This is a genomic window from Beijerinckia sp. L45, from assembly GCF_009765775.1.
Taxonomy (GTDB): Bacteria; Pseudomonadota; Alphaproteobacteria; order Rhizobiales; family Beijerinckiaceae; genus RH-AL1.
In genome coordinates this window covers 1-16,461 of record NZ_LMUU01000085.1, presented here as the reverse complement: position 1 = coordinate 16,461, position 16,461 = coordinate 1, and the positions used below count along the sequence as shown (strand labels likewise).

Below are 16,461 nucleotides of genomic sequence, written 5' to 3'. Positions count from 1 at the left end.
CGCGACCTGCGGCTTGCCCTCCGGAATCTTGACCGTCTTCGCCGCGACCGGCGCGGCGCAAAGGAGCGACATGAGAACCGAGGTCCGAACCTGCTTTTGCATGAAAACCCGTGCGAAAAATCGAAATGTTTCCGCCGCCTCAGACGAAGGCGGCGACCGAGAACAGGGTAGCGCGCGAGGCGGCCTTGGCAACATCCGCCTTACTGACGCGTCCGTCGAAGGCCGCAACGGCCTCCAGCGCCAGCCGAAGGCGCGCGCTGGTCTGCGCCGGCGCGAAGGACGCGCCGAGGTCGGGCCCCGCCATCGCCTCTTCGGAGGCCTGGCGTTCGGCCTGGGTGCCGCCCTGGTCGAGCGCCAGCATCAGCGCCAAGGCTCCCTTCTGCGCATCGCTGTCGAGGCGGGCGAGCGTGTAGAGATTGACGAAGCGCTTGACGAGACGCGGCGAGCCGCCAGCGACAGGCGCCAGGGCCGCGAGCAGCGTGGCCTCCGCCTCGCTGACCGGTTCGTCCAGCGCGGATCGCGTCGCGTCGACCGCGGGAGCCGAGGCGGGCGCAGGCGCATGGCCGAGCGCCTGCAGGACGATCGCCGTGTGATCGCGCTCCTCAGGCTTGGCGTCGAGGCGCAGCGGCAGCTGGATCCAGCGCTCGAGATCCGCGAGGCTGGTGTCAAGACGGCGCGGGTCGACGGCGACCAGCGTGACGATGCCGCTTTCGGCCGCGAGCCGATGCACGCTGTCGAGGATTTCTTTGGCACGCACGGGGGTCACCGCATCGAGATGGTCGAGCGCCAACACGATCCGCTGCGGCGCGGCCTGCGATCCCTCGCGCAGCATCCGCCCCAGCGTCACGAAGAAGGTTCGCGCCTGCGCCCGAACAGTGGTGTCGAAGGGTGGCGCGTCGATCGCCCCGTGATGACCCGATCCGCCAAGACGCTTTTCCGCCTCGGCCGAGACCCGGGCGAGACGCTCGACGTCGGCGCTCAGGTTGTCGACGCGTTTGGTCTGGTGAGCATAGAGCCCGTCGAGATCGCGGCGGCGGTTGGCGAGATCGGCCCGCAGCAGGCGAACGCCGGTCAGGATCGGCTGAACGAAGTTGAAGGCGCGCCAGAGATTGGCCGCCACCAACAGGACGGCGAGAATGAACGCCGCCTTCTTCGCCAGGGCCAGCAGATCGATGTGCGCCGCCATCCAGGTGGCGGTCGCGACGCTCGCCTGCGGGCCGCCGCGCATCGCGCCAAGCCAGCTGTCCTGCATGTCGATGGCGACGCCGAGACCGATGCCGACGAGCACGAAGACGAGCGCCAGCACCACCAGCCGCGTCTGGCCTTTAAAACCGTAGAGCGCGCGCAGCGACAGGCCGATCGGGCCGCCGCTTTCCGCTACCACGCGGACCAGGTCCTTGTAGTTACGGATCGGGTCGCCGGTGATGCCGAACGCGACCTGACGGTTTTCCAGGCTGCCGCGATGGGCACGGGCATAGGAGTCGACCTGCGACCCCGCAGCCTCATACAGCACCGTCTCGGTCAGGCGCGCGAGGCGCGAGCCGGATTCGTCGAGCGTGCGGCGTTCGGCATCGAGGCGGCGGCGGGCGTCGTCGAGCTTTTCGCCAGTTTCGCGGGCGACGACATGCGGGTCGCGAGCGGTATGGCCGAGTTCGCGGGCAAGGTCGGGATAGGGCTGGCGCAGGCCGGCATGCAGCTGCGCTGCCAATGCGAGAGCGGGATCGCCGTCGAGCGTGCCGGCATCGAGGGTCTGCACGTGGACGCGGGAAAGGAACGGACCTCGCGTGGTCGAGGCCGCGCTGGCCAGCGCGCCGATCCGGGCGGTCAGCCGGCGCAGGGCAAAGCTTTTGCCCGAGCCTGCCCCGCCGAGCAGGCCGATGCAGGTCGGGCTCGCCGTGCCGCGATGGGCGGCGAGTTCGGCAAGGTGGGCGATGGGCGTGTCGATGCCGAGCGCGTCGGCGCCGGTGGGGAGATCGCCGCCGAACACGGCCCGCTCTTTGGCAGGGGCAGGCGGCGGCGTGATGATGACGGAGCCAGCATCGGCAGCGCCGAGCACCGGCACCTCGCCGACGGGCGTCACGGCCGGCTCGCTTCGTCGTCCCGGCACGAAGGCCCCCAGATCGCGCAATCCCACATCCGCCACGGATGACCCTCCAACAAACTCGACGTCGCTCCCGCGTTACCACGCGGCGACGTGCGGCAACTAGTCCTAGGATTGTGACGACCCAAAGACCGGACAGGATGTCTGAAAGCTAAAACGGCGCGGTCCGGAACCGCTGGACCGCAGGAGCGCGCCCCGCTAGAACCCACCAATCCAATTCATCCCCGAACGAAACGGCGAAGCCCCATGGCGCGGCAGTTCATCTATCATATGGAAGGTCTGACCAAGACCTTCGCCACCGGCAAGAAGGTGCTCGACAACGTCCACCTCTCCTTCTACCCGGACGCCAAGATCGGCGTGCTCGGCATCAACGGCTCCGGCAAGTCGACGCTGCTGAAGATCATGGCCGGCATCGACACGGAGTATCAGGGCGAAGGCTTCGTCGCCGAGGGCGCCCGCGTCGGCTACCTCCAGCAGGAGCCGCCACTCGACGAGACGCTCGACGTACGCGGCAACGTCATGCTCGGCGTCGCCGGCAAGACGGCGATCCTCGAGCGCTACAACGATCTCGCGATGAACTATTCCGACGAGACGGCGGACGAGATGACCCGCCTGCAGGACGAGATCGAGGCGCAAAATCTCTGGGATCTCGACGCGCAGGTCGAGCAGGCGATGGACGCCCTCGGCTGCCCGCCGGACGACTGGCCGGTCGACAAGCTGTCCGGCGGCGAGCGCCGCCGTGTCGCTTTGTGCAAGCTGCTGCTGGAAAAGCCCGACCTGCTGCTCCTCGACGAACCGACCAACCATCTCGACGCCGAGACGGTGAACTGGCTCGAAGGCCATCTGCGCAACTACGAGGGCGCGATCCTGATCGTGACCCACGATCGCTACTTCCTGGATAACGTCACCGGCTGGATTCTCGAGCTCGACCGCGGCCGCGGCATCCCACACGAGGGCAACTACACCTCGTACCTGAAGCAGAAGGCCAAGCGCATGCGGCTCGAGAAGAGCGAGGACTCAGCGCGGCAGAAGCAGATCGAGATGGAAGCCGAGTGGATGGGCTCCTCGCCCAAGGCGCGGCAGGCCAAGTCCAAGGCGCGTATCCAGCGCTACGAGGACCTCGTCAACAAGCAGGCCGACCGCATTCCGTCCGTCACCAACATCGTCATCCCGGTGGCCGAGCGCCTCGGCACCAACGTCGTCGAGTTCAACGGCCTGTCCAAGGGTTTTGGCGACAAGCTGCTGATCGACAACCTGACCTTCAAGCTGCCGCCCGGCGGTATCGTTGGCGTCATCGGCCCCAACGGCGCCGGCAAGACCACTTTGTTCAAGATGATCACCGGTTCGGAAAAGCCCGACAAGGGCGACATCAAGGTCGGCGAGTCCGTCCAGCTCGGCTACGTCGACCAGTCGCGAGACGCGCTCGACCCCAAGCACAACGTCTGGGAGGAAATTTCCGAAGGCAACGAGATCATCTATCTCGGCAAGCAGGAGATCAACTCCCGCGCCTACACCGGGGCCTTCAATTTCAAGGGCCCGGACCAGCAGAAGAAGGTCGGCCAACTCTCCGGCGGGGAGCGCAACCGCGTGCATCTCGCCAAAATGCTGAAGAAGGGGGCGAACCTGCTGCTCCTCGACGAGCCGACCAACGATCTCGACGTCGAGACCCTGCGCGCCCTGGAAGACGCCCTGACCGACTACGCCGGCTGCGCCGTGATCATCTCGCATGATCGCTTCTTCTTGGATCGCATCGCGACGCACATGCTGGCTTTTGAGGGCGACGGGCACGTCGAGTGGTTCGAGGGCAATTTTGCCGACTACGAGGAAGACAAGAAGCGGCGGCTGGGGGTCACCGAGCTGGTGCCGCATCGGATGAAGTACAAGAAGTTCGCGCGGTAAGGCTTTTTGGGGAGCCGCGCTAGCGGTTCCCCATCACACTATAAGCAACCTATGAAAACGGGCATTGCTGCCTATCAAACTCATTGCCTCGGCCATAATATCTCCGAACCTATATGCTTCGTCAAAATAAGACTTCGAAGAGCCTGGATCACCAAATATTTTAAGGAGATTTTCTTCCGTGTCGTCTGTCCTCTTCAGAAATAGATTGTAATTAATCAGAAGATTATTCAACGCCTCATGAGCTTCCACTAGATCACGATCTTGCATAAGAGCTTCAAGACGCTGAGTTGGAGTCCGTCCGATCATTAACAACGCATCATCTTTCGATACCGTCCCTTTTTGACTAAATGTAGCGGATAAAGATAATAAGGCCGAATAACACGTGAGCATTCGGCTATGTTTTAGCTTATAATTTCTAAGTTTCCCTTTTGCTTTTTCTTCCGCGGGCATTCTGAGAGTGCGGGCTTCATAGTTTACGCAAAAGGTACGCCATAGGCGAAGAATGTCATTCGCTAAGAACGCAGGCATGAACTCAGCCGAATGACCTTCCCAATCCCTCCAGTAAGCATCTAAAACATTTGATACAATCTCATTGTAGGCCACAGCCCCGACAAGCGGGATACTTTCAAGCAAAAGCAGCAACCTAGCTGTGAAGGTATTTTTAAAATCGTCCTCCTGAGACCCAAGCTCTTTGGTGAAGTCGCGGACCGAATAGTGCACTAGAAATTTTCCATCACCCGAGAATTCAGGAAAATCCATTTCCCTAGTCGCGTGAATTAGCTCCGCTTTAATGCAGATGTCGTCTAGGCGCTTTAATTGACTACCCCTACGACCCTCCTTATCTAGTTTAGGATCGTCCTTACCTAAAATGAAAATATCAAGATCGCTGTGCTTGCTTGCCTCACCCCGCCCAAAGGACCCGGTTGCATAAACACAAGCCTTATCTCCCGCGATCCTTTCAGCCCTAGTTAATCTATTTTTTAAGTCGGCTACTTTGATCTTAGTCTGCGTTCGACGCTCTTCCAACTCGATCACTCAATGTCTCCCACTCAAAAATATTGGCGAATATCTCTGCTTGCTCTATGGCATCATCTAAAGCGTGATGGCTATGCTTACGGCTGGATTTGAGCGACGACCAAAGTTTGGACCTTCCAGACTCCGAAATAGGGAGACCAGCCTTGATCGCAAAAGCAGTCTTTATATCGAAGCACCTTGAGTGCGCAAACGGCGACCCATCAGCACAAAATTTAATAAAATACCAATATAGCCAACTCCAGTCAAAGCTCAAGGGGTAAGCGACCAATACTGGCTCTCCCCCACAGCACATCTGCTTAATCCACTCCGAAGCAGAGTTCATAACATTATCTGGATTTTGTCCATTTTTTATTAGGTTTATTCTATCTATTCCGTTTACAATAAGAGCCTCCGGCTGAAAATTGATGGATATAGGTTTCAGTTCCTCGTAGAATACTTCGTTATAGTCCAGCGGGCGAGAAAACTTCACTCCATCGAATGTGCCGGCATAGACCAATGCGAACGAAAGCATCGAGAATGGTCCTGGGATAGGGCCATCGGTCTCCACATCGGCTGAGAAATAAACGTCCAAAAACTAGTCCCCCGATTTCTTCGCGCATGCGAGGCACGATTTCGGCTATAATAGCGGCCTCACGAACTGAACCGCAACAAACGCATGGCGCTTCCTGACATCGCTTTCGCTGGCGGTTCGTCGGTGGCGCCGAATCGCACTTCAGCTCGGTAAGCTTATAACTGAGAGCCGAAGTTGTTCGGGATGAAATATGCTCACCGATGACGATACGCTCGCAGTCCTCTGCCCGCGCTGCCGCAACAAGACAAAAAAACCGCCGGATGGTTAAAGGAGCACCTGACCTTTCCATGCGACCATTGCCCTGTGACGCTGCGCTACGATTGCGACATGCGCGGCTCGATATCGAAACCGCGGGGCACGTGCCGATGATATTGCGGGGGCGGTGACGGTCGTGGAGGATAGTAAGTAGGCTCGGTCCGGCCGTGGGCGCCTCGTGGGATTGCGAAGACCGGGCCGCATCTCGCCTCAAACCACCAAGACATTGACGAGAGTGCCGGCCGCTTTGCCAAGGCGGGCGTCGCAGGTGACGAGGGGCAGGTCGAGCGCCTCGGCCAACGCCACGTAGATCGCATCATAGGCGGAGAGATTGTCTCGCCACTGCCATGCTCGCTGCAGCAGCGTCGTGTGTGCGTGACGCCGCATCGGAAACTGCGCATGGCTTTCCAGCGCGCGGGCGGCTCGCTCCACGCCGAGTTCACCACGCAGCACGAAACGGCGAAGCACCTGAGCGACCTCGACATCGACCAGATGCGGCCCATGAAGGCCGTCGGTGGTCCCCGTCAGGTGCATCTCGACGTCAGCGGCCTTATCGGTTCGCAGCAGCACCTCAATCATCGCCGAGGCGTCGACGATCACCGGCGGTCGCGCTCGGCCCGGACGGCTTCAGCCGGTGTCTCGGACAGCTCGACGGGCGGCAGCTGTCGCAGGCGCTCCAGCATCTCGTCGAGCGACGGGCGGACCGCGGCCTGCCTGATCTCGCGCAGCAGATAGTCAGACAGGGACATGCCAGCGAGCGACGCCCGCGCCTTCAACGTGCGGTGGATCTCGTCGGGCACATTGCGGATCTGAATCATCGACGGCATGCGTTCAACCTAGGTACATGTGCAGCACATGTCCATGATGGATGACGCTCGCCAGCCGAAAGCAGCGAGACACCTGCGCAAAAACAAATAAAGTTCGCGACGATCGCGGCGCGCGGCGCCCCCTCCACCGCCTTTGGCGGTCCCCCTCCCCCGCTGCGCGGGTGAGGATGGCCGGCTTATCCTCCCTTGCGCGAAGCGCGGGGGAGGGGGACCATGCGGAGCATGGTGGAGGGGGCTGGGGCATGCGCGCGCCATCCAAGACGATCGTCAGAGCACGAGACCTGCGAAAGGCGATGACCTTGCCAGAGGTGCTGTTGTGGCAGGGGCTTCGGCGCGGTGGCGTTGCCGGGCTGCGGTTTCGCCGGCAGCACCCGATCGGCCCTTACATTCTGGATTTTTATAGCGCGGATATGGTGCTCGCCGTCGAGGGCGATGGCGCAGCCCATGATCATCCCACGCAGGTCCGGCACGATGGTGAACGCGATGCGTGGTTGGCCGCGCGCGGCATCGCGATTCTTCGGTTCAACGCATCCGACATCTTGAACGAAGAGCGCCGCCGAGATGTTCTCGCGACGATCGCGGCGCGTGGCGCCCCCTCCACCGCCTTCGGCGGTCCCCCTCCCCCGCTGCGCGGGTGAGGATGGCCGGCTTATCCTCCCTTGCGCGAAGCGCGGGGGATGGGGACCATGCGTCAGCATGGTGGAGGGGGCGCGCGCGCTGGCAAAGGTTTGAGATCAACCATGCTCACCGATGACGACACCCTCGCCGTCCTCTGCCCGTGGTGCCGCGCCTTACCTCGCGCCGATCTGCGCCACCGCCGCGTCCACGTCGAAGTCGGCGGCAAGCAGGTCGTCGAGCGTGAAGGGACAAGAATTCAGCGACCGATCATGCGCGCCGTGGTCGCGCAGAAAGCGGCGGGCGGCGCGGCCGCCGTCGGTCCAGATTTCGGCAACGTCGATCAGCTGGCGCATGCCAGGCGAAAAGGCACGCCGCGCCGCGCTCTGAAAGTTGACAGCCTCGGCGTGCCAATGCGCAGCGTCGCGCGCATCGGGCGCCGCCTGCAGCTTGATAAGGTGCTGGATGACGAGGCCGAGGTAGGACATGACCTCACGGAGATCGCGCTTGCCCAAATCGGCGATCTCCTCGGCGAGGTTTGCGACGTCCAGTTGAACACGATCGAACACGTCGGGCGGAAGCGCGCGGAGCCTCGCCGCCTCGCGTTGGGTCCAGCTATAGAAATCATTGCGGTACAAGCCGGCATCAGAGTCCGGCCACTCGTCGCGGGTCATGACGATCTCGCCGAGCTTGGTGCTCTTGCTCCGCCGGGCACCATGCCCTTGCGTGATCGCGTTCAGCATAGCACGCTCGCCACGCCGGACGAAATGCGCGCGCGACAGGACGCTTCATGCTCACCGATGACGACACCCTTTCCGTCCTCTGCCCACGCTGCCGCACCAAGACCACCAAGCCCGTCGGCTTCTTCAAGGAGCACCTGACCTTTCCCTGCGACCATTGCCCAGTGACGCTGCGCTACGACCGCGACATGTTGCGGCTCGACATCGAAACCGCGGGGCACGTGCCGGCGGATATTGCGGGCGCGGTCACGGTGGTCGAGGACGGGGCGTAGGATCGGACGGACCGCAGGCGCGCGGATGTCGGGATGCGCGGACCGGGCCGGGCGGCGGCCTTGATCCGGCTCGAGGCCGCGCGCATCCTGGCTCCATGCGCTTTGGGCGCAGCGGGACCAAAAGGTGACGCGTGACGCAGAGTGACGCAAAAATGTCGGTGCGGGCGGCGCGACGCGCATGGTGCCGATATGCAACAGGGTCTGCGGCGCCTCTCCCGGCCTTCGGTGGTCCCCTCTCCCGCGTCGCGGGTGAGGATCTCGCACCTGATAAGAGGAAGAACCTTAAGCGTGGGTGATCGTGTAGAGCCCCACATCCAGCATGCCGACGCGGAAGCCACCTTCGCAGTACGCGAGATAGTAATTCCACAGCCGCTGGAATTTTGCGTCGAAGCCCAGCGCCTCGACGGCCGGCAGCGCGGCGTGGAAGCGCTTCGACCATTCCGCCAGCGTCTTGGCGTAGCTGTCGCCGAAGGTGAAGGTGGATTTCAGGGTGAGGCCGGCCTGAGAAATCTGCTCGCGCATGATGGTCGGCGTCGGGAGCATGCCGCCGGGAAAGATGTAGCGCTGGATGAAATCGACCTGGTCGACGTAGCCCTCGAAGCGGGATTCATCCAGCGTGATGACCTGCAGCACCGCCTGCCCGTCCTTGGCGAGGCGCTGCTTGAGCATCGCGAAATAGCTCGGCCAGTAGGCGCGGCCGACGGCCTCCAGCATCTCGATCGAGACGATGCGATCGAAGGTGCCGCGCACGTCGCGATAGTCCTGGAGCCGTAGGTCGTGCGTATGTCCGGCATCGACCAACCGCTTGTCGGCATAGGCCAGCTGCGACGGCGACAGCGTGAGCCCGGTGATCGTACAGCCCTGCTCGGCGACCCGCTCGGCGAAGCCGCCCCAGCCGCAGCCGATTTCGAGAACGCTCTGGCCGGGCTCAAGCGCCAGCTCGGCCAGAATCCTGTCCTGCTTGGCGGTTTGCGCAGCCTCGAGCGTCTGGTTCGGCGCGGTGTAAAGCGCCGAGGAATAGGTCATGCCGTCGTCCAGCCAATGCCGGAAAAAGTCGTTGCCGAGATCGTAATGCGCCAAAATGTTGCGCTTGCTGCCGCGCCTGGTGTTGGCGCGGGCGAGGTGGCGCAGTTTGTTGATGAGATGGACCGGCGCCCAGCCGGTGATCGCCGCGAGCGCCGCCTCGTTGCGCACGAACAGCTCGACGACCTTGGCGATGTCGGGGCTCGAGCAGTCGCCGTCGATAAAAGCTTCGGCAAAACCCATGTCGCCGCGCGACACGGTGCGCCAGACGGTGCGCCAGCGGTGGATCGTCAGCGTCGCTTCCGGGCCGGCCCCCGGCGCGGAAAATTCCAGGCGTTCGCCGTGCGGCAGGATGACGATCATCCGGCCGTAGGCCAGATGCGAGAGGATGCGCGCGACGGCGCGGACCTGCAGCCCCCGTGCCTTGGCCGGGCGGCGATCGAAGGCATGCGTCGGCTCTGTGGGCGAGATCGTGCGATCGACGAGAGACATGACCTCAGATTTCCTTACGCATAATGATGGAAACAGGATGAGCCGGCGGCGCGGGACGGGCCCGGAGGCGGACGCCCTTAAGCCAAAGCTTCAGAGCCTCCCAATGGATCCCGCCCACGACGGCGAAACTCAGAAAGGGGTGGCCGAGAAAAGCGCGGAGAATGCCCCGATCGGTCAGCGGATGTCGCGTGCCGGCAAAGGAGGTGGCGATGATCCTGGTGCCGTCCTTCAAGCCGTCGACGGCGACGGAGAGATCGGTGCCGGGCGGGACGATGCGAAACGCGTAGGTCATGTCCATGTCCATGAACGGCGAGACATAGAAGACTTTTTGGCAGCTCTGCTCGATCGCCCCGGTGCCGCCGGGGGCGACGGGAATGAGGTAGGTGTGGCGCTGGTGGAAGGTGTTGCGCACCGCGTAGAGGATCGCGACAAGCGCGCCATCGGCCTGATGGCAAAAGAAGACGCTGAGCGGATTGAAGGCGTAGCCGAGGATCCGCGGCAGCGCGAGCAAGGTGATTGCGCCGCCACCCAGCGCGATGCCGGCCTCGGCGAGACTGGCCTCGACTTGGGTGCGCAGGCTGCACGGGCCGGCCTGGCGCCCGGCGCCCGTATCGAGATGGTCGCGATCATGGAAGGAAAACAGGTTGAATCGGTTGCGCGAGAACAGCCGCAGTGTTCCGTCGAGCTCGTCCAGCGCGTCGAGGTCGAGCAGCGCCATGAACATGCGATAGCGCAGCGCATGCATCTTCGGCCCGAAGCGACGGTGCAGGACGATGCCGCTGTAGAGGGACGATGCCGTCATGCAGCGACCGGCCTGGCGTGCGTCGTGGGGGCAAGCGGCGCCAGCATGATGCGCCCGGACTCGTCCTTGACCGTCCACGGCCGCCGCACGCCGCCCAGCGCCTCGGCCACGGCAAGGCCCGACTGCAGGCCGTCCTCATGAAACCCGGCACCGAAATGCGCGCCGCAGAACCAGACGTTGTTCTGCCCCTGCAGCGACCACAGGCGCTTTTGTGCGGCAAGCGCGCCGAGGTCGAAGATGGGATGGGCGTATGTCTCTTCGCGCAGCGCGCCGACCGGGTCGAGCGTCGGGTTCAAGGTCACGAAATACTCAGGCGCCGCCGCGAGGTTTTGCAGCCGGTTCATCCAGTAGGTGACGCAGACGGCGTCGGCATCCAGCCCGCTTCGGCCGATGTAGTTCCAACTCGCCCAGACGCTTCGGCGCTTCGGCATCAGGCGGGCGTCCCCGTGCAGGACGGCGCGGTTCTGGCTGTAGCGGAAGGCGCCGAGCACAGCGCGCTGCGCATCGCTCGGCGTGTCGAGCATCGCCAGCGCCTGATCCGCATGCGTGGCGACGACGACATGGTCGAAGCGCGACGCCGCGCCCTGGCTATCGCGAAGCATGACGCCGTCCGCATCGCGACGGACCGAGACAATGCCGCGATCGAGATGGATGCGATCGCGATAGGGCGCCGTCAGCGGTGCCACGTAGGCGCGAGACCCGCCCGTCACCGTCCGCCAGATCGGCCGGTCGGTGACGCGGAGAAGCCCGTGGTTGTCGCAGAAGCGGACGAAGGAGATCGCAGGGAAGTCGAGCAACGTCCTGCTCGGCGCCGACCAGATCGCCGCCGCCATCGGCAGGAGGTGATCGTCGCGGAACGCGCGGCCGTAGCCATCCTGATCGAGAAAGGCGCCGAGGCTCAGCGTTTCCAGTTCGGCGAGCTTCTGCGGCGCCTCGCGATAAAACCGCAGGAGATCGCGCAGCATCAGGAGAAAGCGCGGATTCAACAGGTTGCGGCGTTGCGCGAACAGGCCGTTGAGATCGGTGCCGGCATACTCCAGCCGTCCATCGTCCAGAGACACGGCAAATGACATCTCGGACGCCTGCGTGGCGACGCCGAGATGGGCGAACAGCGCCGTCAGGTTGGGATAGGTGGCTTCGTTGAAGACGATGAAGCCGGTATCGACGGGTTGCGACCCGTTGCCGCTGGCGACGTCGATCGTGTTGGTATGGCCGCCGAGACGCGAGGCGCTTTCGAAGACGGTCACGCGATGGTGCTGGCTGAGCAGCCACGCGGCCGCCAATCCCGAAATACCGGATCCGACCACCGCGACGTCGAGCCGTTCGTTCAACCCAAGCCCCATAAAATGCCTTCAAAGGCAATTGCGCCAGATGCGCAGCACGCCATACGAACTATATACGGGCGGAAATGGTTTTTGGATCTCGATAAAAGCAATGAACTTTAAGGCCTTTTGCCGCGTATCATCTTTCAGCATGGACGATCAGGGGCGGGTGAATTAGGCGATGGCGCTACCGTGGCCGATCTCGGGGATCGGTGTCCTCAATGCAATCGCCATCGGCGTCGGTGTCGAAGTCACGCGCACCATCCGGTTTGCGGACGGCAAGCGCGGCCTGCTCGATGTCTATGCCCCGAAAGGTGCGGTCAATGCGCCGCTGGTTGTCTTCTTCTACGGCGGCGGGTGGGAAAGCGGCGAGCGCGCGGACTACCGCTTCGCCGCGATGGCGCTGGCCAAGCGCGGCTTCGTCGTCGTCGTGCCCGATTATCGCGTCTATCCGGAAGTCCGGTTTCCCGATTTTCTCACCGATGGGGCGAAGGCAGTGCGCTGGGCGCAGCGCAACGCCGACGAGTTCGGCGCCGATCCCGGCCTGATCCTGCTGATCGGCCATTCCGCCGGCGCCTACATCGCGGCGATGCTGGCGCTCGATCGGCGCTGGCTCGACGGCAAGAGCCAGGCCGCGTTGGCCGGCGTCGTCGGCCTTGCCGGGCCCTATGATTTCCTGCCGCTGCACAGCGAAGTGCTGGAAGCGATCTTCGCGCCGGCTGGCGATCTCAAGCTGAGCCAGCCGATCGCCTATGCTCGCGGCGACGCCGTGCCGATGCTGCTGCTCAGCGGTCTTTCCGACAAGACGGTGCGGCCCGAGAACAGCCGCCGCCTGGGCGCCCGGATCCGCATGCTGGGCGGCGACGCGCGGGCGAAATTCTACGAGCGGGTCGATCACGCCACCATTCTCGGCGCGTTCAGCCCCCTGCTCCGTCCGCTCGCACCGGTGTTCGCCGACACCGTGGCCTTCGTCGAAGCCCGGGTGCACGAGCTCCGCTCCAACCCTGGCTCGCCCCGCTTCTACAGGACCAATCAGCTCCCATGATCGTCACCACAATCGTCGCGACCGCGCTCGCCCTGTCCGCCATTATGGCCGGCGCCTGGTTCGCGCAATACAGGACCCGGAACAGCGGGTGGTCGGACGTGTTCTGGTCCTACGAGATGGGCATCGGCGGCGTGTTTTTAGCGCTCGTGCCATGGAACGGGACCCTGCACGCGCCCTCGGCGCGCCAGGTGCTCGTCGCCATCCTCGTTGCGATCTGGTCGATCCGCCTCGGCACCCACATTCTGCAGCGGACCTTGAGCTCCAAGGCAGAGGATCCGCGCTATGCCGCGCTGCGCGAGGAATGGAAGGACGATTTTCAGTCCCGGCTGTTCTGGTTCCTGCAGATCCAGGCACTGGCCGCCTTCGTCCTGGTGGTCTCCGTCGGCATCGCCGCCCATAATCCCGCGCCGGGCATCCGCGTCCTCGACATCTTCGGCGCCTTCGTTCTCATCGCCGCGATCTTCGGCGAGGGCGTCGCCGACACCGAACTCCGGCAGTTCGCCGCCGACAAGACCAACAAAGGCAAGATCTGCGATGCCGGCCTGTGGGGCTGGTCGCGGCATCCGAACTATTTTTTCGAGTGGCTTGGCTGGCTTGCCTACCCGATCATCGCGATCAATGTTTCGGGCGCCTATTTTTGGGGCTTCCTCGCGCTGAGCGGTCCGATCTTCATGTTCTGGCTGCTGCGCTATGTCTCGGGCGTGCCGCCGCTCGAAGCCCATATGATCAAGAAGCACGGTGGTAATTTCCGCGCCTATCAGGAGCGGGTCAGCGCCTTCTTCCCCTGGCCGCCCCGCCCGAAGGATATTTCATGAACCTCATCGAAGCGGCCACCGGCGCGATCGAGCGCCTGCCCTTTCCCGATGCGGTGACCCGCGCCGGGATCGGTGCGTTGGTCGGGCGCACGCGGCGCAAGCTTGCGGTGCCGGTGCCGGGCATCGATCGCAGGTTCGCGGCCGGCATGGACGCCTACCCCATCGCCGAGCACACGGACGCCGCCAACACCCAGCATTACGAGGTCCCGGCGGCATTCTTCGACCTCTGCCTCGGGCCGCGCCGCAAGTATTCCTGCTGCTACTACGACACGCCTGAAACAGCCCTGGCCGAGGCCGAGGTCAGCGCGCTTCGCCTCACCGCCGAGCATGCGGCGCTTGCCGACGGTCAGACCATCCTCGAGCTCGGCTGCGGCTGGGGCTCGCTGACGCTGTGGATGGGCGAGCATTATCCCAACGCCCGCATCACCGCGGTGTCGAATTCGCAAAGCCAGCGCGCCTATATCATGGCGCAGGCGGAGGCCCGCGGTTTCCAAAATATCACCGTCGTCACCGCCGACATGAACGTGTTCGCGACGACGCAAAAATTCGATCGCATCGTGTCGGTCGAGATGTTCGAGCACATGGCCAACTGGCGGCTGCTGCTGGAGCGCACGCGCGGCTGGCTCAAGCCGGACGGCTTGCTGTTTCTGCACGTGTTCACGCATATCAACGCGCCGTACCGCTTCGATCATCGCGACAAGGCAGACTGGATCGCCCAGCATTTCTTCACCGGCGGTATCATGCCGAGCCGCGCGCTGATCCAACAGTTTCCGGATCTCTATACCGTCGCCGACAGCTGGGACTGGAACGGTGAGCATTACGCCAAGACCGCGCGCGACTGGCTCGCCAACTGCGACGCCCACAAGCCCGCGATCGAGCGGCTATTCGCCGATGTTTACGGCGACCAGGCCAAACTCTGGCTTCGGCGCTGGCGGCTGTTCTATCTCGCGACGGAGGGCCTGTTCGGCGACGATGGCGGCCGCACCTGGGGCGTCAGCCATTATCGTCTGCGTCCGACGCCCTGATGGGTGTCGTCGCTGGCGCGCGGCACGTTTATCGACGATGCAAAGACTGGCTGACGCGCTATCTCGCCAACGACGATCCCTACGCCGCCATCGCCAACACCGCGGCCTTCATCGTCTGGAGCAACCAGCCGACCTACCCGCTCTATGTGGCCTTTCTCGTCGGGCGCGACGCCTGGCCGAGCCTGCTGACGTGGCTGTCGACGCCTTTCTTCGTCGCGGTGCCGCTACTCGCGCGCCGTAGCCCGCTGGCAGGACGCAGTCTGCTGGTGATCGCAGGCCTGGCCAACTCGCTGCTGTCGCTCAAGGCGTTCGGGCCGGAGTCGGGCATCGCCTGGTTCTTCGTGCCCTGTCTGGTCATCGCCGTTCTGTTCTTCAGGCTGCGCGAATGGCCGACCATCATCGTGCTTGCGACGTTCACCGGCCTTTGCGCCCTGACCGCCGGGCATCTCGGCGCACCGCTGCACGAATTCACCCCCGCCGAGTACACTTCGCTGACACACCTCAATCTCTACAGCGTCGCGGCGCTGACGCCCTATCTCGTCATCGCCGCGATCCGGGTACGCCTTTCATCAGCTCGCCATGCCGAACGCGCGTAACGCCGCCTTCGAGATGACGTAGCCCGCCGAAGCGGAGACACCCGTCAGCACGGTACCCCAGATCATGTCGGCGACGGTGATCTGCAGCGTCCAATTGCGCAGCGTCGACATGTTGGTCATGTCGTAGGTGCCATAGGCAAAAAACCCGAACAGCGCGCCAAACAGCAGCGCCGAGGTCCAGTTGCCGCTCTGGATCGCCGGGACGATCGCGAAGATGACGACGCCGACGATGTAGAGAACGTAGAAGATCAGGGCAGGTGCCGGGCTGAACTTCGGCAGCAGAATGTCGCCCAGCGTCGGCTTGTAGAGCGCGTTGCCCATGATGCTGAGCCAGACGAAATCGAGGGCGAAGAAGACGACCAAGGTCGCGAGATAGGCGGCAACATACTTGCTCATCTTAAAAACTCCGGGCCGTGCGCCGCCTCGTGACGCGCCACGCAGGCTACAATCGCACGGCGTCCGGAACGTTGCGTCCGTCAGCCGCGACGAAATCCCTTACATCGGCGGGCTGTCGTGGCGGCGATCCAGCGCGGGTTCCGCGTAGTAGAGCCGCTTGGCCTCATACATTCGGGCGTCGGCCCGATTGATCGTCGCCTCCAGCCGCTCGCCGGCCCGCTCGGTGGCGGCCCCGATCGACAGGCTCAGGGGCAATCCGGGATAGAACTGGTTGTTAGCCTCGATCAGGGCGGCAATGTCCGCCATCAAACTTTCGGCCTCGTGTTCTTCGCTGGCGGGCATGAGGACGGCGAATTCGTCGCCGCCGATCCGGGCGGCGGTGAACGGCGCCTTGACCGCCTCGCCGAGAACTTCGCCGATGCGGCGCAACAGGTCGTCGCCGGCGGCATGGCCGAGTTGATCGTTCGCCTGCTTCAAGCCGTTAAGGTCCCCGACGAGTACGGTCACGGGGTGCGGGCCCTTGCGCTCGAGGCGGTTCATCTCGTCGTTGTAGAAGGACCGGTTGTAGAGCTTGGTGAGCGGGTCGTGCTTGCCGAGAAACTCCAGATAGGCCTCGGCCTTCTGGCGCGC

The 16,461-nt window shown here is 63.6% G+C and carries 18 protein-coding genes; 7 read left to right on the top strand and 11 right to left on the bottom strand.

What is annotated here, in order from left to right; genetic code table 11:
• Positions 1-139: 139 nt before the first annotated feature.
• Positions 140-2,143, bottom strand: a complete 2,004-nt coding sequence (locus GSQ79_RS08950) for a P-loop NTPase fold protein (RefSeq protein WP_158808371.1) — start codon at positions 2,141-2,143, stop codon at positions 140-142.
• Between the two features lie 204 nt (positions 2,144-2,347).
• On the opposite strand from GSQ79_RS08950, the gene ettA reads away from it, so the two are divergent.
• Positions 2,348-4,000: an energy-dependent translational throttle protein EttA gene (gene ettA / locus GSQ79_RS08945; RefSeq protein WP_158808370.1), complete on the top strand. Its 1,653-nt coding sequence runs from the start codon at positions 2,348-2,350 to the stop codon at positions 3,998-4,000.
• Between the two features lie 33 nt (positions 4,001-4,033).
• Here the strand turns inward: ettA and GSQ79_RS08940 are convergent, their stop codons facing one another.
• The 4 genes from GSQ79_RS08940 to GSQ79_RS08925 form a co-directional block, all read right to left on the bottom strand.
• Positions 4,034-5,035: a nucleotidyltransferase domain-containing protein gene (locus GSQ79_RS08940; protein ID WP_158808369.1), complete on the bottom strand. Its 1,002-nt coding sequence runs from the start codon at positions 5,033-5,035 to the stop codon at positions 4,034-4,036.
• On the bottom strand, positions 5,001-5,606 hold the full coding sequence (locus tag GSQ79_RS08935; protein WP_246725214.1) for an exonuclease domain-containing protein: 606 nt from the start codon (positions 5,604-5,606) through the stop codon (positions 5,001-5,003). The genes GSQ79_RS08940 and GSQ79_RS08935 overlap by 35 nt, the downstream gene beginning before the upstream one ends.
• A gap of 465 nt (positions 5,607-6,071) precedes the next feature.
• Positions 6,072-6,461 carry a type II toxin-antitoxin system VapC family toxin gene (locus tag GSQ79_RS08930; protein WP_246725213.1) on the bottom strand — a complete coding sequence of 130 codons (390 nt, stop codon included), beginning with the start codon at positions 6,459-6,461 and terminating at the stop codon, positions 6,072-6,074.
• Positions 6,458-6,688, bottom strand: a complete 231-nt coding sequence (locus GSQ79_RS08925; protein ID WP_158808368.1) for a hypothetical protein — start codon at positions 6,686-6,688, stop codon at positions 6,458-6,460. Before GSQ79_RS08925 ends, GSQ79_RS08930 begins: the two co-directional genes overlap by 4 nt.
• A gap of 41 nt (positions 6,689-6,729) precedes the next feature.
• Between GSQ79_RS08925 and GSQ79_RS08920 the strand changes: the two genes are divergently transcribed.
• On the top strand, positions 6,730-7,326 hold the full coding sequence (locus GSQ79_RS08920; protein ID WP_368669933.1) for an endonuclease domain-containing protein: 597 nt from the start codon (positions 6,730-6,732) through the stop codon (positions 7,324-7,326).
• Positions 7,327-7,479: 153 nt separating this feature from the next.
• On the opposite strand, the gene GSQ79_RS08915 is transcribed toward GSQ79_RS08920, so the two are convergent.
• On the bottom strand, positions 7,480-8,046 hold the full coding sequence (locus tag GSQ79_RS08915; RefSeq protein WP_158808366.1) for a DUF29 domain-containing protein: 567 nt from the start codon (positions 8,044-8,046) through the stop codon (positions 7,480-7,482).
• Between the two features lie 47 nt (positions 8,047-8,093).
• On the opposite strand from GSQ79_RS08915, the gene GSQ79_RS08910 reads away from it, so the two are divergent.
• Complete coding sequence (locus GSQ79_RS08910; RefSeq protein WP_158808365.1) at positions 8,094-8,315, top strand: hypothetical protein; 222 nt, start codon at positions 8,094-8,096, stop codon at positions 8,313-8,315.
• Positions 8,316-8,597: 282 nt separating this feature from the next.
• Here the strand turns inward: GSQ79_RS08910 and GSQ79_RS08905 are convergent, their stop codons facing one another.
• Genes GSQ79_RS08905 through GSQ79_RS08895 form a run of 3 tightly spaced genes read right to left on the bottom strand, consistent with a single transcriptional unit; the run spans position 8,598 to position 11,975 of the window.
• A complete protein-coding gene (locus GSQ79_RS08905) occupies positions 8,598-9,830 on the bottom strand; it encodes a cyclopropane-fatty-acyl-phospholipid synthase family protein (protein ID WP_158808364.1) in 1,233 nt (410 codons plus the stop codon).
• A gap of 4 nt (positions 9,831-9,834) precedes the next feature.
• Positions 9,835-10,632, bottom strand: coding sequence for a DUF1365 domain-containing protein (locus tag GSQ79_RS08900; protein ID WP_158808363.1), 798 nt, complete (start codon positions 10,630-10,632; stop codon positions 9,835-9,837).
• Positions 10,629-11,975: an NAD(P)/FAD-dependent oxidoreductase gene (locus tag GSQ79_RS08895; RefSeq protein WP_158808362.1), complete on the bottom strand. Its 1,347-nt coding sequence runs from the start codon at positions 11,973-11,975 to the stop codon at positions 10,629-10,631. Before GSQ79_RS08895 ends, GSQ79_RS08900 begins: the two co-directional genes overlap by 4 nt.
• Positions 11,976-12,135: 160 nt before the next feature.
• On the opposite strand from GSQ79_RS08895, the gene GSQ79_RS08890 reads away from it, so the two are divergent.
• Genes GSQ79_RS08890 through GSQ79_RS08875 form a run of 4 tightly spaced genes read left to right on the top strand, consistent with a single transcriptional unit; the run spans position 12,136 to position 15,435 of the window.
• Positions 12,136-12,999: an alpha/beta hydrolase gene (locus tag GSQ79_RS08890; protein ID WP_158808361.1), complete on the top strand. Its 864-nt coding sequence runs from the start codon at positions 12,136-12,138 to the stop codon at positions 12,997-12,999.
• Positions 12,996-13,814: a DUF1295 domain-containing protein gene (locus GSQ79_RS08885; protein ID WP_174243181.1), complete on the top strand. Its 819-nt coding sequence runs from the start codon at positions 12,996-12,998 to the stop codon at positions 13,812-13,814. The genes GSQ79_RS08890 and GSQ79_RS08885 overlap by 4 nt, the downstream gene beginning before the upstream one ends.
• Entirely contained in the window at positions 13,811-14,839 is a 1,029-nt protein-coding gene (locus GSQ79_RS08880) for a cyclopropane-fatty-acyl-phospholipid synthase family protein (RefSeq protein WP_158808360.1), read from the top strand. The genes GSQ79_RS08885 and GSQ79_RS08880 overlap by 4 nt, the downstream gene beginning before the upstream one ends.
• The gene (locus tag GSQ79_RS08875) at positions 14,839-15,435 is read left to right on the top strand and encodes a hypothetical protein (RefSeq protein ID WP_158808359.1); all 597 of its coding nucleotides are present in this window, start codon (positions 14,839-14,841) and stop codon (positions 15,433-15,435) included. Before GSQ79_RS08880 ends, GSQ79_RS08875 begins: the two co-directional genes overlap by 1 nt.
• Here the strand turns inward: GSQ79_RS08875 and GSQ79_RS08870 are convergent.
• Both GSQ79_RS08870 and GSQ79_RS08865 read right to left on the bottom strand, forming a co-directional pair.
• Entirely contained in the window at positions 15,409-15,831 is a 423-nt protein-coding gene (locus GSQ79_RS08870) for a DUF2177 family protein (RefSeq protein WP_158808358.1), read from the bottom strand. The genes GSQ79_RS08875 and GSQ79_RS08870 overlap by 27 nt on opposite strands.
• A gap of 99 nt (positions 15,832-15,930) precedes the next feature.
• Positions 15,931-16,461 (bottom strand): GGDEF domain-containing protein (locus tag GSQ79_RS08865; RefSeq protein ID WP_158808357.1); only part of this gene is annotated, 531 nt, incomplete at its 5' end.